13 protein-coding genes are annotated in these 15390 nt (G+C 59.3%); 8 read left to right on the top strand and 5 right to left on the bottom strand.

The window, feature by feature from the left end; genetic code table 11:
- Nucleotides 1–1080 (bottom strand): TRAP transporter substrate-binding protein, encoded by a 1080-nt coding sequence (locus J2S31_RS05825; RefSeq protein WP_237098124.1) that lies wholly within the window; start codon nt 1078–1080, stop codon nt 1–3.
- Entirely contained in the window at nt 1067–1930 is an 864-nt protein-coding gene (locus J2S31_RS05820; RefSeq protein ID WP_237098123.1) for a TRAP transporter TatT component family protein, read from the bottom strand. The genes J2S31_RS05825 and J2S31_RS05820 overlap by 14 nt, the downstream gene beginning before the upstream one ends.
- A gap of 191 nt (nt 1931–2121) precedes the next feature.
- Between J2S31_RS05820 and J2S31_RS05815 the strand changes: the two genes are divergently transcribed.
- The 4 genes from J2S31_RS05815 (at nt 2122) to J2S31_RS05800 (ending at nt 5061) form a co-directional block, all read left to right on the top strand.
- The gene (locus tag J2S31_RS05815) at nt 2122–2550 is read left to right on the top strand and encodes a DUF1844 domain-containing protein (RefSeq protein WP_237098122.1); all 429 of its coding nucleotides are present in this window, start codon (nt 2122–2124) and stop codon (nt 2548–2550) included.
- Between the two features lie 97 nt (nt 2551–2647).
- Nucleotides 2648–3379 carry a YkgJ family cysteine cluster protein gene (locus tag J2S31_RS05810; protein WP_237098121.1) on the top strand — a complete coding sequence of 244 codons (732 nt, stop codon included), beginning with the start codon at nt 2648–2650 and terminating at the stop codon, nt 3377–3379.
- Between the two features lie 36 nt (nt 3380–3415).
- Nucleotides 3416–4438, top strand: coding sequence for an alcohol dehydrogenase catalytic domain-containing protein (locus tag J2S31_RS05805; protein ID WP_237098120.1), 1023 nt, complete (start codon nt 3416–3418; stop codon nt 4436–4438).
- Nucleotides 4439–4548: 110 nt separating this feature from the next.
- Entirely contained in the window at nt 4549–5061 is a 513-nt protein-coding gene (locus J2S31_RS05800; RefSeq protein WP_237098119.1) for a carboxymuconolactone decarboxylase family protein, read from the top strand.
- A 13-nt stretch (nt 5062–5074) separates the two neighbouring features.
- Here the strand turns inward: J2S31_RS05800 and J2S31_RS05795 are convergent, their stop codons facing one another.
- The 3 genes from J2S31_RS05795 to J2S31_RS05785 form a co-directional block, all read right to left on the bottom strand.
- Complete coding sequence (locus tag J2S31_RS05795) at nt 5075–8812, bottom strand: hydantoinase B/oxoprolinase family protein (RefSeq protein WP_237098118.1); 3738 nt, start codon at nt 8810–8812, stop codon at nt 5075–5077.
- Between the two features lie 72 nt (nt 8813–8884).
- A complete protein-coding gene (locus J2S31_RS05790; protein ID WP_237098117.1) occupies nt 8885–9823 on the bottom strand; it encodes an MBL fold metallo-hydrolase in 939 nt (312 codons plus the stop codon).
- A gap of 178 nt (nt 9824–10001) precedes the next feature.
- Nucleotides 10002–10856 (bottom strand): HDOD domain-containing protein, encoded by an 855-nt coding sequence (locus tag J2S31_RS05785; protein ID WP_237098116.1) that lies wholly within the window; start codon nt 10854–10856, stop codon nt 10002–10004.
- Nucleotides 10857–11183: 327 nt separating this feature from the next.
- On the opposite strand from J2S31_RS05785, the gene J2S31_RS14575 reads away from it, so the two are divergent.
- From J2S31_RS14575 to lpxC, 4 genes are read left to right on the top strand one after another with little or no spacing between them, the layout of a single operon-like run.
- Entirely contained in the window at nt 11184–12038 is an 855-nt protein-coding gene (locus J2S31_RS14575; RefSeq protein WP_272908606.1) for a septal ring lytic transglycosylase RlpA family protein, read from the top strand.
- A gap of 30 nt (nt 12039–12068) precedes the next feature.
- Nucleotides 12069–12554, top strand: coding sequence for a GreA/GreB family elongation factor (locus J2S31_RS05770; protein ID WP_237098115.1), 486 nt, complete (start codon nt 12069–12071; stop codon nt 12552–12554).
- Between the two features lie 17 nt (nt 12555–12571).
- A complete protein-coding gene (gene trmB, locus J2S31_RS05765) occupies nt 12572–13243 on the top strand; it encodes a tRNA (guanosine(46)-N7)-methyltransferase TrmB (protein WP_237098114.1) in 672 nt (223 codons plus the stop codon).
- A 37-nt stretch (nt 13244–13280) separates the two neighbouring features.
- Entirely contained in the window at nt 13281–15326 is a 2046-nt protein-coding gene (gene lpxC / locus J2S31_RS05760) for a UDP-3-O-acyl-N-acetylglucosamine deacetylase (RefSeq protein WP_237098113.1), read from the top strand.
- The last annotated feature ends 64 nt before the right edge of the window (nt 15327–15390 follow it).

Here is a 15390-nt window from a genome sequence, read left to right as displayed (position 1 = left end):
TCAGGAGCGGATTTCGTTGAGGTGGCCGAGGACCATGTCCAGCAATTTCTGATCGAACAGTTTGCCGACAAGGCCTTTCCGCACTTTCTCTCCGACTTCAAAAAACTTCTGCCGCTCGGCATCCAAGGGCATGGGCACCACCTTCAGCCCGTTTTTCTTCATCACCTCAATGGCCTTATCGTTGTCCTTCTGCACCTGCTGAACCAGCTTTTTCAGATGTCTGGCACTGATCTCCCGCACCGCTTTCTGATGCGGGACGGACAGTTTGCGAAACTGGCGTTTGGACATGAGTACCCCACCGGTGGCATTGGCCATGCTCAGTTCCGACATGTAACCCACTTTCGTATACCACTGCAAGGCCAGCGCGCCCACAGGCGAACTGTAAATAGTGTCCAGCATACCGGTCTGCAACGAAAGCAGGACATCGGTGACGGACATGGGAAGCGGCGTGACGTCCAGGTGCTTGTAGGTTTCCTGCACCAGCGGATCGCCTTCCCACATCCAGGCTTTTTTATCGTGCAGGTCGCCGACCTGTTCGATCGGTTTCTGCGAAAAGAAATGAACCCAGCCGACCGGCACCCAGCCAAGCAGAATGTAGCCTTCCTTCTCGAACTGTTCGGAGAAATAATCCGTCATGCGGTCATAGACGTGTTCGATTTCCCTGTCGTTCTCAAACAGAAACGGCAAGTCAAGCACGCGCACCTCCGGCAGGATTTCTCCCAGCCCCACGCCGGTGAAGCCCGCGGCGTGCACCTGGCCGATGCGCATCTTGCGGATGACGTCGATTTCGTCACCCGACACGCCGCCCGGATAAAACTTGAAGGCCACCTCGCCGTTCGTCGCCTTCTCCACTTCCGCCGCCAGTTCATTCATGCGGTTCATCCACGACGACCCTTCCGGCGCCAGCGTGGATAATTTGATGAAGGTCTGGGCGTGAACCGGCGTGGCCTCTACGGTCCACATCACCAGCGCAAACAACAGGGACGCCAGAATGCCGCAGGCGACGCACAGAAACCGCGTACGTTTCGTGCGGGGCGCTGGGGAGTTTGCATTGCCGTCGTTTCGATTAGAAAAGAACATCCACATCCTCCAGAAGTTGTTTCGCTTTCAGACGCGCCACTTCGTTGGCGAGACGCTGGTCGGGGGGCGCGCCCTCCGGTGCCTCGACCACTTCATTCAAAAGTTTAGTGAACAGTTCCTTGTCCTGCGTCTGCACCGCCAGCGTTTTGGCGTACATCACCTGAATGATGAGATATTTGCGCTCCGTTAATTCAAGCGCGCGCTCAAAATGTTGCCGCGCCTGCTCCGGCCTGCCGCCCAGCATGGGCGAACGCGCGCCGTAAAATCCACCGAAAAACAAATGCGGTCCAGCGTGATAGTATGTCTCGTCCCACTCCAGCACCTGACGCATGGCCGCTTCCACCTTCGGGAATGCCACGAGGGCTTCCATGTCTGTCAGGTTGAACATCAGCCACGCCCCCCAGCACTGGCCCGTCCAGAACAGGCCGGAGAGCTGTTCCCGGTCCAGTCCCTGCAACGCCGCCTTGAACTCGTCCGGCGGCAGTTGCGTCAGGTTTTCCGGCGCACCGCTCAGGACGAGCGACCGCACGGCGTGGTCGCGTCCGCGCAGATACAGGTTGGAAGCACGGCGGTTGTCCTTACCCTCGATAAAGCTGAAGGCGTAACCGCAGAAACCTTCCGCCAGTTTGCGATGATACGAGGCGTTTTCGGGATCGGCCTTCACCAGCCCTTCCAGCATCTTGAGACTGGCGGGAATGGCGCTTTCAGCCAACTTGGGGTCGGGCTCTTCGTTGAGGGCCGCTGCCTGTCCTTCAAACAGAGGGGACGCCATGCGGAGAACCATCTGGCGCGGGGTGCAGGCCTGGAGAAGAAACAGAATGATCGCCAATGCGAGTAATCGGTATGCCATAGTCCTGAGATGATAGCAAAACGCACCCGCCGCAACAACACACCAGCTTTGTTTTGACATGAATCCGCCATATTGCTATGTTTTAAATTTATTAGGGAAAAGCCCGTGGGTCCAGTTCCCAAAATGGGTCGCGCCCGTTTGGCCCAACCTTACAGCCTGGTGCCTTCAAACCGTTTCTCAGGGGTTTTGCCATGAGCAAAGACGAAGAAGAAAAGGAAAAAAGCAGTTTCAGTTTCCAGGATCGCCGGTCCTCCCACCTGTCGGAACAAGATAACCAGCAACAGGAACAGGAAATCAAGAAAGAGCAGGAGAAACAGGCTCAAAAGCATGCCGAGCAGGAGGACACGCACGCACACGGTCAGGCGGGGCAAATGGAAATCAACTTTTCCACTTTCGTGCTGTCACTCACCTCGTCCGCTTTCTATTACCTGGGCGACATCCCCGATCCCATGACCGGCCAGGTGCAGGAAAACCTGCCCGCGGTCCAGCAGACCATCGATATCCTCACCATGCTCAAGGCGAAAACGCAGAACAACCTCGACCACGAGGAACAGAAACTGCTGGAGCAGTTGATCTACGAGCTTCAGATGAAATACATCGCCAAGCAGAAAAAAGGCTAGGCGTCCTCTCCCGTTTTTCATGACCCACTTCACCGGTTGCCCCGCTTCGGTCCCGAATGGTATCTTGAAGGCATAACGCAACCACGGGGACCGCACGATGACCACCCAGTTCGCCGACCACAATGGCATTTATCTTTACGGCATGACCGACCCGGAAGACCTGCGCCGTTACATCCAGCAGAAGTACGCCGAGGCGGAAATCCAGTACGCTTACGAACACCTGCTGGAAGGCGCGAAAGCGCTGGCGAAGCAGGAAAAGATTCCACCCATCCAGGCGCTGTGGAAGATCCTCGATCGCGCTTATGAAGAAAAAGCGCCGCCTCTCACCTGTCAGAAAGGATGCGCCCACTGCTGTCACACCGGCGTCATGATCACCGAGCTGGAATGGGAAGAGATGGTGAACGCCGCGCGAAGAAAAGGCATCGACCTTAACGACGTCATCGAGCGCGCCGGGAAAAGCATACACAAGGTGGAGAAGACGCTGGAGTCTGGCATCGACCCGGACAAGGTGGACTGGTACACCATGGTCATCAACCAGCCCTGCCCGTTTCTGGAAGAGGACCAGAGTTGCGCCATTCACGAGAACCGGCCGCTGGACTGCCGCACCATGGTGGCGTTCCGCGAGGTGTGCGATTCCAAGAAACTGGAACACGCGCAACGCGGCGCGGTGATAGAGGAAGCCGTCGCGCCGACGGTCATCGCACGCCTGCAATACGAGCAGACGCCGAAGTTCAAGCGCCGCAAGTTCACCGGGTCGCAGAAACTGCGCCTCATCCAGCACTGGCTTCTCGTATGGAAACAGAAGCAGAAGAAAAAGAAAAAAAAGTAACCGTCGATTGACCACCCCGCAACCGGAGGCCGCATCATGCCCCGCGCCGCCACATTGATTTCACCCCGAACGATCGAATTGCAGGACCGTCCGCAGGCCACGGCCGGTGAAGGAGAAGTGGTGATCGGCGTCGAGCATGCAGGCGTCTGCGGCACGGACCTCGCGCTCTTTTCCGGCGATTATCCGGTCCCCCTGCCCCTGGTGTGTGGTCACGAATTCGTCGGCACCGTCACCGCCACCGGCGACAACGTGGACCCGGCGTGGAAGGGACAACGCGTCACTGCCGAGATCAACAACACCTGCACCGCTTACGGATCGCCCACGCCCTGCCGCGCCTGTCAGCGCAACATGCCCAGCCACTGCCAGAGGCGTACCGTCACCGGCATCATCTCCAGGGACGGCGCCTTCGCCGATGAAGTGGTGGTGCCCGCAGGAACGCTTCACGCCATTCCGGACGGCGTCGACCCCGTCGCCGCGACCCTCATTGAACCTTTGGCGGCGGCACTGCAGACCTTTGTCATGACGCCGCCCAATAAAAACGACGTGGTGGTGGTATTGGGACCCGGCCGCCTCGGCATCCTCATCGTGTTCGTCGCCTCGGTGGTGCACAACCTGGAGGTGGTCGCCGTCTCGCGAAGCCGGGACAAACGCGACCGCGCGCTCCAGTTCGGCGCGTCGCTCGCCTGCCCGCCGGAAAACGCCCGCGATGTGATCCACAGCATGACGGACGGGCTGGGCGCGGACATCGTGGTCGACGCCACCGGCCGGCCGGAAGGCTTCGCGCAGGCGCTGGGACTGGTCCGGCCGCAGGGCACCATCTCCGCAAAAACCACCTGCGGCCTGCCCGCCGAAGGGCTGGACATGACCAAGCTGGTGGTCGATGAGCTGTGCGTGCAGGGTTCGCGTTGCGGTCCCTTCGCGCCCGCCGTCGAAATCCTCGCCCGACACCAGGATCGGCTCCGGTCGCTCATCACTTCTTTACAACCGCTCGCCAACGCTCAAGCCGCCATCGAGTCCGCCTTCTCCGAAAACAAGGTCGTGCTCAGCATGCAGAAATAAAAAAACGATCTGTAAGTTTTCGGCCCGGCGCCCTACCAACTGCCAAAGTCGGGTTTCAGGCGGAACAGCTTTATGAAATCCTATGTTCACCTGCAATACAGGGAGGCGTCATGGAAAAAGTCACCACCAAAGCACAGGAACTCCTCGACGAAGCGGAAAAAGGATTCGGCTTCGTGCCCAATGTTTTAAAAGAACTGGCAGTCAGCCCGGAGACATTGGACCTGTACCTGAGCGGCACGAAGATCATGAACGACACCGTGCTCGACGAGCGCGAGAAGCAAATGGTCATTCTTGCGGTGTCTACTTACAACGGTTGCGGTTACTGCAAGGCGGCGCACGGCATGGTGGCGAAAAAAGCGGGAGCGAGCCACGGAGACATCGAGGCGGTCAAAAACAAAACGCCGCTCAAAAACGAGCGCGACCAGCATCTGGTGGACGCCACGTTCCACACGCTGGAGAAAAAAGGCCGGCTGAGTGCCGACGACCTGAAAGAGTTCGAGGACTGGGGCATCGACCGCCGCCAGGTGTTCGAGATCGTCGGCATCATCGCGCTCAAAACCATCACCAACTACGCCAACCACATCGCCCACACCGACCTCGACGACGTGTTCAAACAGGGATGAAGGACGCCGGGGATCACGTCCCCGGTTCGCCGTACCCGCCCCCGCCGGGAGTGAGCAGGCGCAGGCGGTCGCCGGGTTGGACGCGGACTTCATTCTTGCCGCCGAGGTTATCTTCCCTGCCGTCTTTGCGGAGGAGCAGGTTGATCCCGCGTTCGGCAGAGCCACCGCCGTTCAATCCAAACGGCGCGTGCACGCGGCGTTCGCACAGCAAAGTCACCTGCAATGGTTCTAAAAACTCGAGCTCGCGGACGAGTCCGTCGCCTCCCCGGTACTGCCCCGCCCCGCCCGATTGTTTGCGGATGGAGAACTCGCGAAGCAGTACGGGATAGCGTTTCTCCAGCACCTCGGGATCGGTGATGCGCGTGTTGGTCATGTGCGTGTGCACGCCGGAGCGGCCGTGCCAGCCCAGTCCCGCCCCCGCACCGCCGCCGACGGTCTCGTAATAACCGAAGCGTTCACTGCCGAAGGTGAGATTGTTCATGCACCCCTGCGAGGCCGCCGCCGCACCGAACGCTTTCAGCACCACGTCCACCACACGTTGCGAGGTCAGCACATTGCCCGCCGCCACCGCCGCGTGTTTGGAGGGATTCAGGATCGATCCCTCCGGGATGACGAATCGCACCGGGTTGAGGCATCCCTGGTTGAGCGGGATATCGCGGCGCACCAGACAACGCAGGCAGTAGAGCACCGCCGAGTAGGTCACCGCCAGCGGCGCATTGCAGTTGCCCGCCACCTCCTTCCCCGTACCAGTGAAATCGAACACCGCACCGCCGTCTTCGTCCAGCCGGATCCGTAAGGCAATCGGCGTGCCGTCGTCCATCCGGTCTTCCGCCGCCAGCGGCCGTCCGCCATGTTTCCGGTACAACTCTTTCAACACGTCGCGCACCGCCATCTCCGCGCTCTGCTGGATGTAGCCCATGTACGCATGCACCACGTCCAGCGAGTATTCTTTCATTAGCGAACGGAGGAGATCGATGCCCCGCCGATTGGCGGCGATTTGCGCTTTGAGGTCGGACACATTGTCCGCCAGCGCGCGCGTGCCGGAAAGCGCGCCGGGGTTTTCATAACCCGGGATGTCCGGCGGCGTGGTGAGCAATGCCTTGAGCGCCTCTTCCTGAAACACGCCGTCTTTCACCAGGTGAAACGATTCGACCGCCGCGCCTTCTTCCTCGATGCGCGTGGAGAAGGCGGGCATCGACCCCGGCGTACTGCCGCCGATGTCGGCATGGTGCCCGCGGCTGGCGACAAAAAACACGGCGCGTCCGTCTTCGAATACGGGAGTGATGACCGTCATGTCCGGCAGGTGCGTGCCGCCCGCCCGTGGATGGTTCGACAGAAACACGTCGCCGTCCTGCATGGCGTCGCCGTGGAGGCGGATCTGCGCGCGCACCGCCTCGCCCATCGACCCCAGGTGCACCGGCTGGTGCGGCGCGTTGGCGACGAGCCCGCCCTGCGGATCGAACACCGCGCAGGAAAAGTCCTGCCGCTCCTTGATGTTGGTGGACACCGCCGTGCGTTGCAGGGTGTGCCCCATCTGCTCGGCGATCGACATGAAGCGGTTGCTGAACAAGGCAAGCTGGACCGGATCCCAGCGCGTGTCCGTTTTCGTATCCGAGGCGGCTCCGACCTCGATTTCCACATCGCCGGTGACCGTGATGCGCGCCGTGCAGTCCGGTTCCACCAGAAGGGTGGACGTGTCGTTGAGCAGGATCGCCGGACCCGCAATCTCCTCTTCCGCCCCCATCCCATCCAGCCGGAACACCGGCGTCTTTTGCCAGCCGTCTTTGAAGTAACAATCCGTATGAGCGGCAGGTGAAGTGAGCGCTTCTTTGGAAGCGAGCGGCGGCACGTCCGGACGGGACGTTTTGCCGATGCCGCGCACACGCAGACCGTCGATGAGAATAGCGCGCCCTTCCAGCTCAAACCCGTACTCGCGCCGGTACAGCGCGCGGAACGGGGCGGCGAAGTCGTCGCCTGAAGGACGCCAAACCATAACGGCATGGTCCGTCCCCTCATAGCGCAGACTCAGAAATTCCTGCACCTCGATGGAGGCGCGATCGAATCCTTCCGCCTGCAAGGCATCTTCGGCCTGTTCGCGCAACGCCGCGAGGCGCGGTTCCCACTTGAGCCTGCTATCCGAACCCCATACCCACGACGCCGGTTCTTCTTTTTCCACCACTACGTCGGCGAGTGCCAGTCCGTAAGCCGAGAGGATGCCCGCGAAGCGGTGGACGAGGATGCGGCGGATGCCGAGCGAGCGCGCGATGGCGCAGGCGTGCTGTCCCCCGGCGCCGCCGAAACAGGCGAGCACATGGGTGCGTACGTCGTGGCCGCGGGCGATGGAGAGTTCGCGGATGGGCCGCGCCATGGTTTCGTTCGCCACCTCGACAAAGCCCAGCGCGATGGCTTCCAGACTCAACGGCGGCTCGCCGCGTTGTTTTTGTTCGACGTTGATGTCTTGAGCCAGTGATTCGAAGGCGCGGCGCGTGGCGTCCGTGTCGAGCGGTTCGTTATGTTCGGGACCGAAGATGCGAGGGAAAAACTCCGGCACCAGCCTGCCCAGAAACAGGTTGGCGTCGGTGAGCGACAGGTGGCCGCCTTTTCTGTAGCAGACCGGCCCCGGATGCGCGCCAGAAGATTCCGGCCCCACCGCCAGCATGCCGTTCTGGAAGAACAGGCGTGAGCCGCCGCCCGCCGCCACCGTGCGGATATCCAACTGCGGCGCCATCAGGTGCACGCCCGCGATCTCCGTTTCCTGCACCCAGTCGTAGTGGCCGTCGAAGCGCGACACGTCGGTGGAGGTGCCGCCCATGTCGAAACCGATGAGCGGTTGCGGTTGGTTGGGATCGAACCCCGTCGCCGCGTAGCCCACCACGCCGCCGGCGGGTCCGCTTAAAATCGCGTTCGAGCCTTTGAACTGGTCGGCACCGACGAGCCCCCCGTCCGACTGCATGAACAGCAGATCCGCCCTGGGGTTCTGAAAGCGTGCGCGGAAGCCTTCGAGGTAACGCCGGATGTGCGGTGTGAGCGCCGCGTCCACCACCGTGGTCTGGCCGCGTTCCACCAGCTTGATGCGCGGCATGGTGGCCGACGACACCGACACGTGGCCAAAGCCGATCTCGCGCGCCAACTGCTCGATTTGTTTTTCGTGCGCGTCGTAGGCGTAGGCGTGGAGCAGGACCACGGCAAGGCTTTCGATGCCCTCGTCCTTGAGGCGTCGCAGATCGGAACGAACCTGATCCCAGTCGGGTGCCATCAGCACCTCCACCGCGTCGCCGGAAGGACACAGGACGGCGTGGGGAGTGCGGTCGATCTCTTCCGGTTTGAGCAGGCGCAGGCGTTCGTCGATTTCAAGCACTGCGGAGTAAAGTGGTTGCGGCGTGGGAATGGCGAGTTCGAACAGGTTTGGCCGGTTCTGCTTGCCAATGGCCAGCGCATCGGCAAACCCCTTCGTGATGACCAGCGCCGTCCTCGCGCCCTTACGTTCCAAAAGCGCGTTGGTCGCCACTGTCGTGCCCATGCGCACCCACTCGACGGCGGACGCATCGAACCCTTCCCTCGGCAGGGGCGTGCCCAGCACCTCCTCCAGCACCCGGCGGATGCCCTCGACCGGCGCATCGGCATAGTGGTCCGGGTCCTCCGACAACAGTTTGGCCACGCGGTATCCCGGCTCGCCGGGGACTTCTGCGTACACGTCGGTGAAGGTGCCGCCGCGGTCTATGGAAAATCGGAAACGGTTTGGGTCGGCCATCGGCGCTCCTCCCGGTCAATGCCTAACCCGCCAGGCGCAGAGGAAGAGCGGGCCGTACCGCATGACCTGGAATCACTCCGCCAGCAGGTCGAAGGTTTTTCCCTCGCGGGCGAGGAAGCAGTTCAGGGGGGATTCGCCGCCAATCGCGGCCAGGTACTTGCGGGTTTTGTCGAGGATGTTGACCAGCTTGAAATCGCTGTAAGTGGGTTCGTGGTGATAGAACGCAAGGTTGCGCACGCTCGCCTCCAGAGCGATGTCCACGCCGATGAACGTCGAGCTGTGCCCCCAGTCCTCTTTCTCCACACCCTCAATGAAGGTGTACTGCGAGTCGAAGACCAACAGGTCCGCATCCCGGAAAAAATCGATGGTGGGTTTGAGACTATCCGGCGACAGTTTTTTGTATTCCGCATCGGTGGCGTACACCACGGACTTCCCCCGGTACTCCACGCGGTAGGAAAAACTCATTCCCGGGTGATCCATTTCCTTCCAAGTGACGGTGATCGGGTCCGCCTCATCACCCAGCACGACGCTTTGCTTTCCGTCAAGGGTGAGCACTTCGACATCGGCGGTGAAGGAACTGAACGCCACCGGAAAGTAGCGTGGGTCCTGCTGGTTCATGAGCCGTTCCCCGATGTCCTTGTGCACGCCGTAGAACCGGATGCGGTTGCCCTTGGTGAACAGCGGCAGAAAGAACGGCAGACCCATGATGTGGTCCCAGTGCGTGTGCGACAGGAAGATGTTCACCTCGCCCCTGCCTTTTTGAAACTCACGTTCCATCAAATCCAGGCCGAGGACCCGCAGGCCGGTGCCGCAATCGAACACCAGGTTCTTGCCGCCCACTTCCAGTTGCACGCAGGCCGAGTTGCCGCCGTAACAGCCGCGGACGTGTTCAGGAAGCGTGTCCACGAAATTCCGGCGGCTGGCTTCATCCTGCAAATCTTCCGGCCTGGCCATCTCCAGGGCCTTCAGGATTTTTTCCTCGATATGGTGACTCAACAACGGGGAAGGCAATGATCCGCGAACACCCCGGAAGGTGACTTGAAATTGGTCTGCTGACATGGTGCGTTACTTGGAAAACCGTTTCCGAAATCAGGGTTGGATTGAACGCCGTGCCCCAGACCGCAGGGTCCGCCGCGTACCTTTGATGTCGCCCCGGCTGGAACGAGCTTTTAATTATAAAGGATTGGATTCATTTATAAAGCACTTCCTGCGCCATATGCAGACTGTCGCGGGTTTTGTCGATCATCTCATCCAGCAGGTTGGGGGTCAATCCATAAGCCTGAAGGAAAGCACGGTCCAAGTCCTCCTTGTAGGCGGATATCCCGTGGTCCATTCCGTGATGGTTGGCGATGCTGTTGGCCATGATGACGCTCAGGAGAGTGGGAAACTTTCTTCCTTTTTCCGATAGGTGGAGGAAATGCTTTTCCACGGCAAGGGTGACGTTGGAGGGAATCGGCCACCATTTCCTTATGAACTCCGCGCCCAGTTCCGGATGGGCGATGCCGAATCGCTTTTGTTCCAGTAAGTGCAAAGGCTTGTTGATGCCGCGCACCTCCTTGAGGAAGGCGTCGTATTCCTTCGGCACCACAAAGCTGAAGACCATGATCCCGATGTCGTGCATCAGGCCGGAAAGGTAACACGGGTCGGGATCGCAATTCAGCTTCTTTAAATTCTCCCCCAGCAGGCGCGACAAAATAGCCACCGCCAGGGAATGTTGCCAGAATTTCTTTTGACTGATAACGCTTTTCCCCTGGAACAGCTTGGGCAACTCCAGCGTGTAGGCCAGGTCGAGGATCATCTTCAGGCCGAGCCGGATGATGGCGTCGGGAAGCCGGTCCACCTTGAAACTGGTCCCGCCAAAAATCACGCTGTTGGAAAGCTGGATCAACCGCCCGGACAGAATGGGCTCGGTTTCAATGAGGATGGCGATGTCGCTGATCTGGCTTTTCGGACTGCCAATTTTAGCCTCCAGCCGGTGCAGGATATCCGGCAAGGGAGGGATATTCTTCTTCTCCTGGATGGTTTCCAGAATTTGTTCCCGCATGTGAAGAAATATTCAAAAAATTGTTGATATGCAATCAGTTAGCCAACCAATGTGGCAGCAAAAGGGGGTTCCGCCTAATGATTGTCACTGGTTTCTCCAAACCTGTCAATGATTTATGGGAATACAGATCGGGTGCCGAACACACCAGATTGGGGTTGACCCGCCCCTCCCAAACCCATACAATCGAAGGGGTTTTTCCCATAACCAATTGACTTTGAATAAGTTACAAAAAAGTGCTCAAGCACGCACCCGGCTCCTTCCCCAACGGTTGCCGGGTTTCGCCCGGTTCCCGGCTCAAGCCAACGCTTTTATTGACAGGATCACCCTATGCCAATCCGACGACACACGCATTTCACAAACAAGCTGGTCCTTTTGTTGATGGTGGTGGGAGCCTCCGCCTGCACACACAACCTGACCCCGGCGCTCGGCTCTGGAGGGGAACGGGGTGGCCTGACCCCGGCCCTGGAACGGACAGAATTCACCAGCTCAAGTGTAAAGCAAATCAAATCAACTATTTCTGAAGAGACTAGCCTGGACGAAACCATGCCTTACGATGTGGACGGCAAGGTGTATCAGCCGCTGGACCGCGCCGACGGGTTTTCGCAGGAAGGAACCGCCTCCTGGTACGGAGACCCGTTTCACGGCCAGGCAACATCCAATAAAGAAGTGTATAATATGCATTCCCTGACAGCGGCGCACAAAACCCTGCCGTTTCATTCCCGCGTCCGCGTGACCAATCTGGAAAATGGAAAGGAAGTGACCGTCCGCATCAACGACCGCGGGCCCTTCGTGGGCGACCGCATCATCGACCTCAGCTACAAGGCCGCGCAAATGCTGGGCATGGCAGAGCAAGGCACGGCACGGGTGCGGCTGACGGTGCTGGAATCGGGGACGGCCGAGGGCCCCAAAGTCACGCTGGCCAGCGGGCCGGGCCGGGTTTTTTACAGCATTCAACTGGGGCTGTTTGAAAACCGGCAATCGGCGGAACGGCTCTCCCGCCAGTACGGCGGCGAAGTGCGGCCCGTGGACCGCAACGGCCGGCCCTGGTACCAGGTGCTCGTCGGGGAAGCTCCCGAATACGAGGACGCCATCCGCCTGCGGGAAAAACTCCGTGGACAAGGACAGGAAGATGCTTTTATTATAAGGAACTGGCGGCCCGCCCCGGCCACACTCAATAACTGACTCCCCTGACTTATCAATGGGTTTATATTCATGCGATTGCCGATCATTGACAAACTCGAAAAAGCTTTAATGGACAGCAAACGGGAATTGGAAGTGGACATTCCCAAAGCCCTCAAAGTCGCCACCGACATGGGCGACCTCAGCGAAAACGCCGAATACAAAGCCGCCAAGGAGCGGCAGATGTTTCTCGAATCCCGCGTCTCGCAATTGCAGAAGCGCATCAGCGACATCGTGTCCATCGACATCAACCGCATTCCCAAGGACCGCTCCGGACTGGGAAGCATGATGCTCTTGAAGGACCTCGACTCCGGTGAAGAAAAAACCTTCAACCTGGTGTTTCCGGAGGAAGTGGATCCGGAAAAGGGCAAAATTTCCCTCGCCTCGCCGCTCGGCAAGGCCCTGCTGGGAAAGATGGAAGGCGACGACGTGGAGTTGAACTTTAATGGCAAGCAACTGGAATTCGAAGTGCTCCAGGTGACCACCATTCACGACACCATCAACAATTCGGGTCATTGACCCCCTGAACTCAAAACATGGCCAAAAATTATTTACCTTTCGAGAAGGTTCAGGCGCACCCGTATTTTCTGGACATTGCGGAATGGCCGGACTGGCGCCAGGCGTTCGGCAACGACAAGCCTCTCAAACTGGAAATCGGGTTTGGCAACGGCAATTTTCTCATCGACATGGCCGTACGCGAACCGAACAGCAACTTTGTGGCGATGGACTTTTACCACAAAGGCATCCGCAAAGTGATCACGCGCCTCGACCGCCTGCAGATTTCCAACGTGCGGCTGGCATACGGCGACGCCAAGGAACGCATACCCGGTATTTTCCGGGACGGCGAGCTGGATGAAATCTACATCAACTTCCCGGACCCGTGGCCGAAGAAACGGCACCACAAGCGGCGTCTGCTGAAGCCGCCATTCATCGCCACCCTGTCGCGCAAACTGAAAATGGAAGGATCGCTGAGGCTGGCAACGGATCACGAGGATTACTTTCAGGAGATGATCGAATTCCTCAACGCCGAGGCATCTCTGCAAAACCGTCACCCGGACAAAGGTTACGCCACGTCGCGGGAGGACACGCCCCGCACCAAATATGAACGGAATTTTTTGAACGCGGGCAAACCGATTTATTATATGGACTTCATCAAATGTGCCGAGGTCGCGGAGCCCGAACCCGCTTCCGCCGCTCTGGCGCCCTGATTTTCAATTTCGCTGAATTGCAAAACGGAGAAGACTGTTGGCTAATAAAGAACGTGTGTTGATCGTCGATGACGAAAAAAATATAGTCGGTTCCCTGCAGGAAATCCTCGCCGACGAGGGTTATGAAATCGCAACCGCCGACGACGGGCTGGACGCGCTGGAGATCGTGCAGAACGATCCGCCGGACCTCATTCTGCTCGACATCTGGATTCCGGGCATGGACGGCATCGAGGTCCTGCGCACGCTGAAGACGTATTACCCGGAGATCGAAGTGCTGGTCATGTCCGGCCACGGCACCATCGACACCGCCGTCAATGCCACCAAGCTGGGCGCGTTCGACTTCATCGAGAAACCGTTTTCTCTGAACCAGATCGTGCAGTCGGTGGGCAAGGCACTGGCACAGAAGACATCGAAAAACGGTATCAACGGACACGCCCCACAGAAACACGAACTGCCGCACTGTTTCCAGATGATGGTGGACGTGAAGAAAACCATCAAACAACATGCCCGTTCCAGCCGTCCGGTACTGATCCAGGGCGAGGCGGGAACCGGCAAGGAGTTCATCGCGCAGGCGATCCACCAGCAAAGCCGGAAGAACAACATGCCGTTTGTGAAACTGAACTGCGGCCTGCGCCCCACCAACCAGATCAAGTCCGAACTGTTTGCGCAGGAAAACAGCGGCAAGACCAAGGGCCGCAAGCGGCTTCCGTCGCGGTCGCATCCGTCGCGCCGCCGCGTGGTGTACATGAAGAACATCGATGCCCTGGCCGCACCGGTACAGGAGCGGCTGGCTGAATGCCTGAATCCGGAGGCCCCGGCGGAAGTCTCCGCGTACCTCCTGCCGTCGCGTATTTTCGCTTCCACCAACCGCGACCTGGAAGACATGGTGGAAAAGGGAGAGTTCAACGCCGATCTGTACGACATACTGAAAGAAAACACCGTATACATCCCGCCGCTCAAGGAACACGCGGCGATGATCCCCTCGCTCGTCACCCGTTTCTTTGCAGAGCAAGCGGAACGCGGCGAGCTTCCCGCGCACCATGTGTCTCCGGAAGCGATGGACGTGCTGAGCCGCTACGACTGGCCGGAGAACCTGAAAGAAATGCGCCTGGTGTTGGAACAATTGAGCCGCAAGGTGCACCCGGAAGACGAGATCACCGTCAACCATCTGCCACCCGCCATCCGGCGCATGCAGACCGCCCCGGCGGCGGCCACCGCCAATTGCAACGGCAAGGGCCACCTCAGGCAGAAAACCCTGAAACGCAGTGTGGTGCTGTGCGGAAGTGGGTTGCACTCCGGCATCAAGACCGGGCTCATCATGCAACCCCTGCCCCCGGGAAGCGGCATCATCTTCGGCGACATCTCCAGCGGTGCCACCATCCCGGCCCGGCTGGAGAACGTGCAATCCACGGAATACGCCACCTGCCTGCGCCGCGGAACAACGTCGGTGTCCACCATCGAGCACATCATGGCGGTCCTGCACATGTACCGCATCAACAACCTGCTCATCAAGATCGGCGACGAAGCGCCGGTGATGGACGGCTCGGCCAAAGACTTCTGCCAGTTGGTCGAGGATGGGGAGTTTGAGGACCAGGAAGATTATTACGAAGAGCTGGTGATCAAGGAAAAACTCAGCTTCGGTGACGATCCCAACAAGGCGCACATCAGCATCGAGCCTTACGACGGGTTCAAGGTGTCCTACCATATGGAGTACCCGGAACCGATCGGCGTGATGGATCACACGTTCGACTTCACCGGTTCGGACCAGTTCAAAAAGGAAATCGCTCCGGCGCGCACCTTCGGGTTCATGAAGGACGTGGCCATGCTGATGAAGATGGGCTTCGCCGCGGGTGGCAACCTGGACAACTTCATCCTGCTTGACGAAAAGAAGGTCCTCAACACCGAACTGCGTTACGAAAACGAATTCGCCCGCCACAAGATTCTGGATATCCTCGGCGATTTCTACCTGCTGGGCAAACCGGTGCGGGGTTACATCAAGGCGCATAAATCCGGGCACACGCAGAACATCGGTCTGCTCAAACAGATCCAGGCGGCCTACTGCGGGGTCGGCGCAGGCCGTTGATTCCTCTTTTCCGCTGGTGGTAATCTGTTGGCAGTCAAACCGTATTCACCGGCGATCCGCCAAC

Origin of the sequence: Nitrospina gracilis Nb-211, assembly GCF_021845525.1 — a bacterium.
In the GTDB taxonomy this organism is placed as follows: Bacteria; Nitrospinota; Nitrospinia; order Nitrospinales; family Nitrospinaceae; genus Nitrospina; species Nitrospina gracilis_A.
The sequence above is the reverse complement of the archived record's forward strand: the minus strand, read 5'-3'. Positions and strand labels throughout refer to the sequence as shown.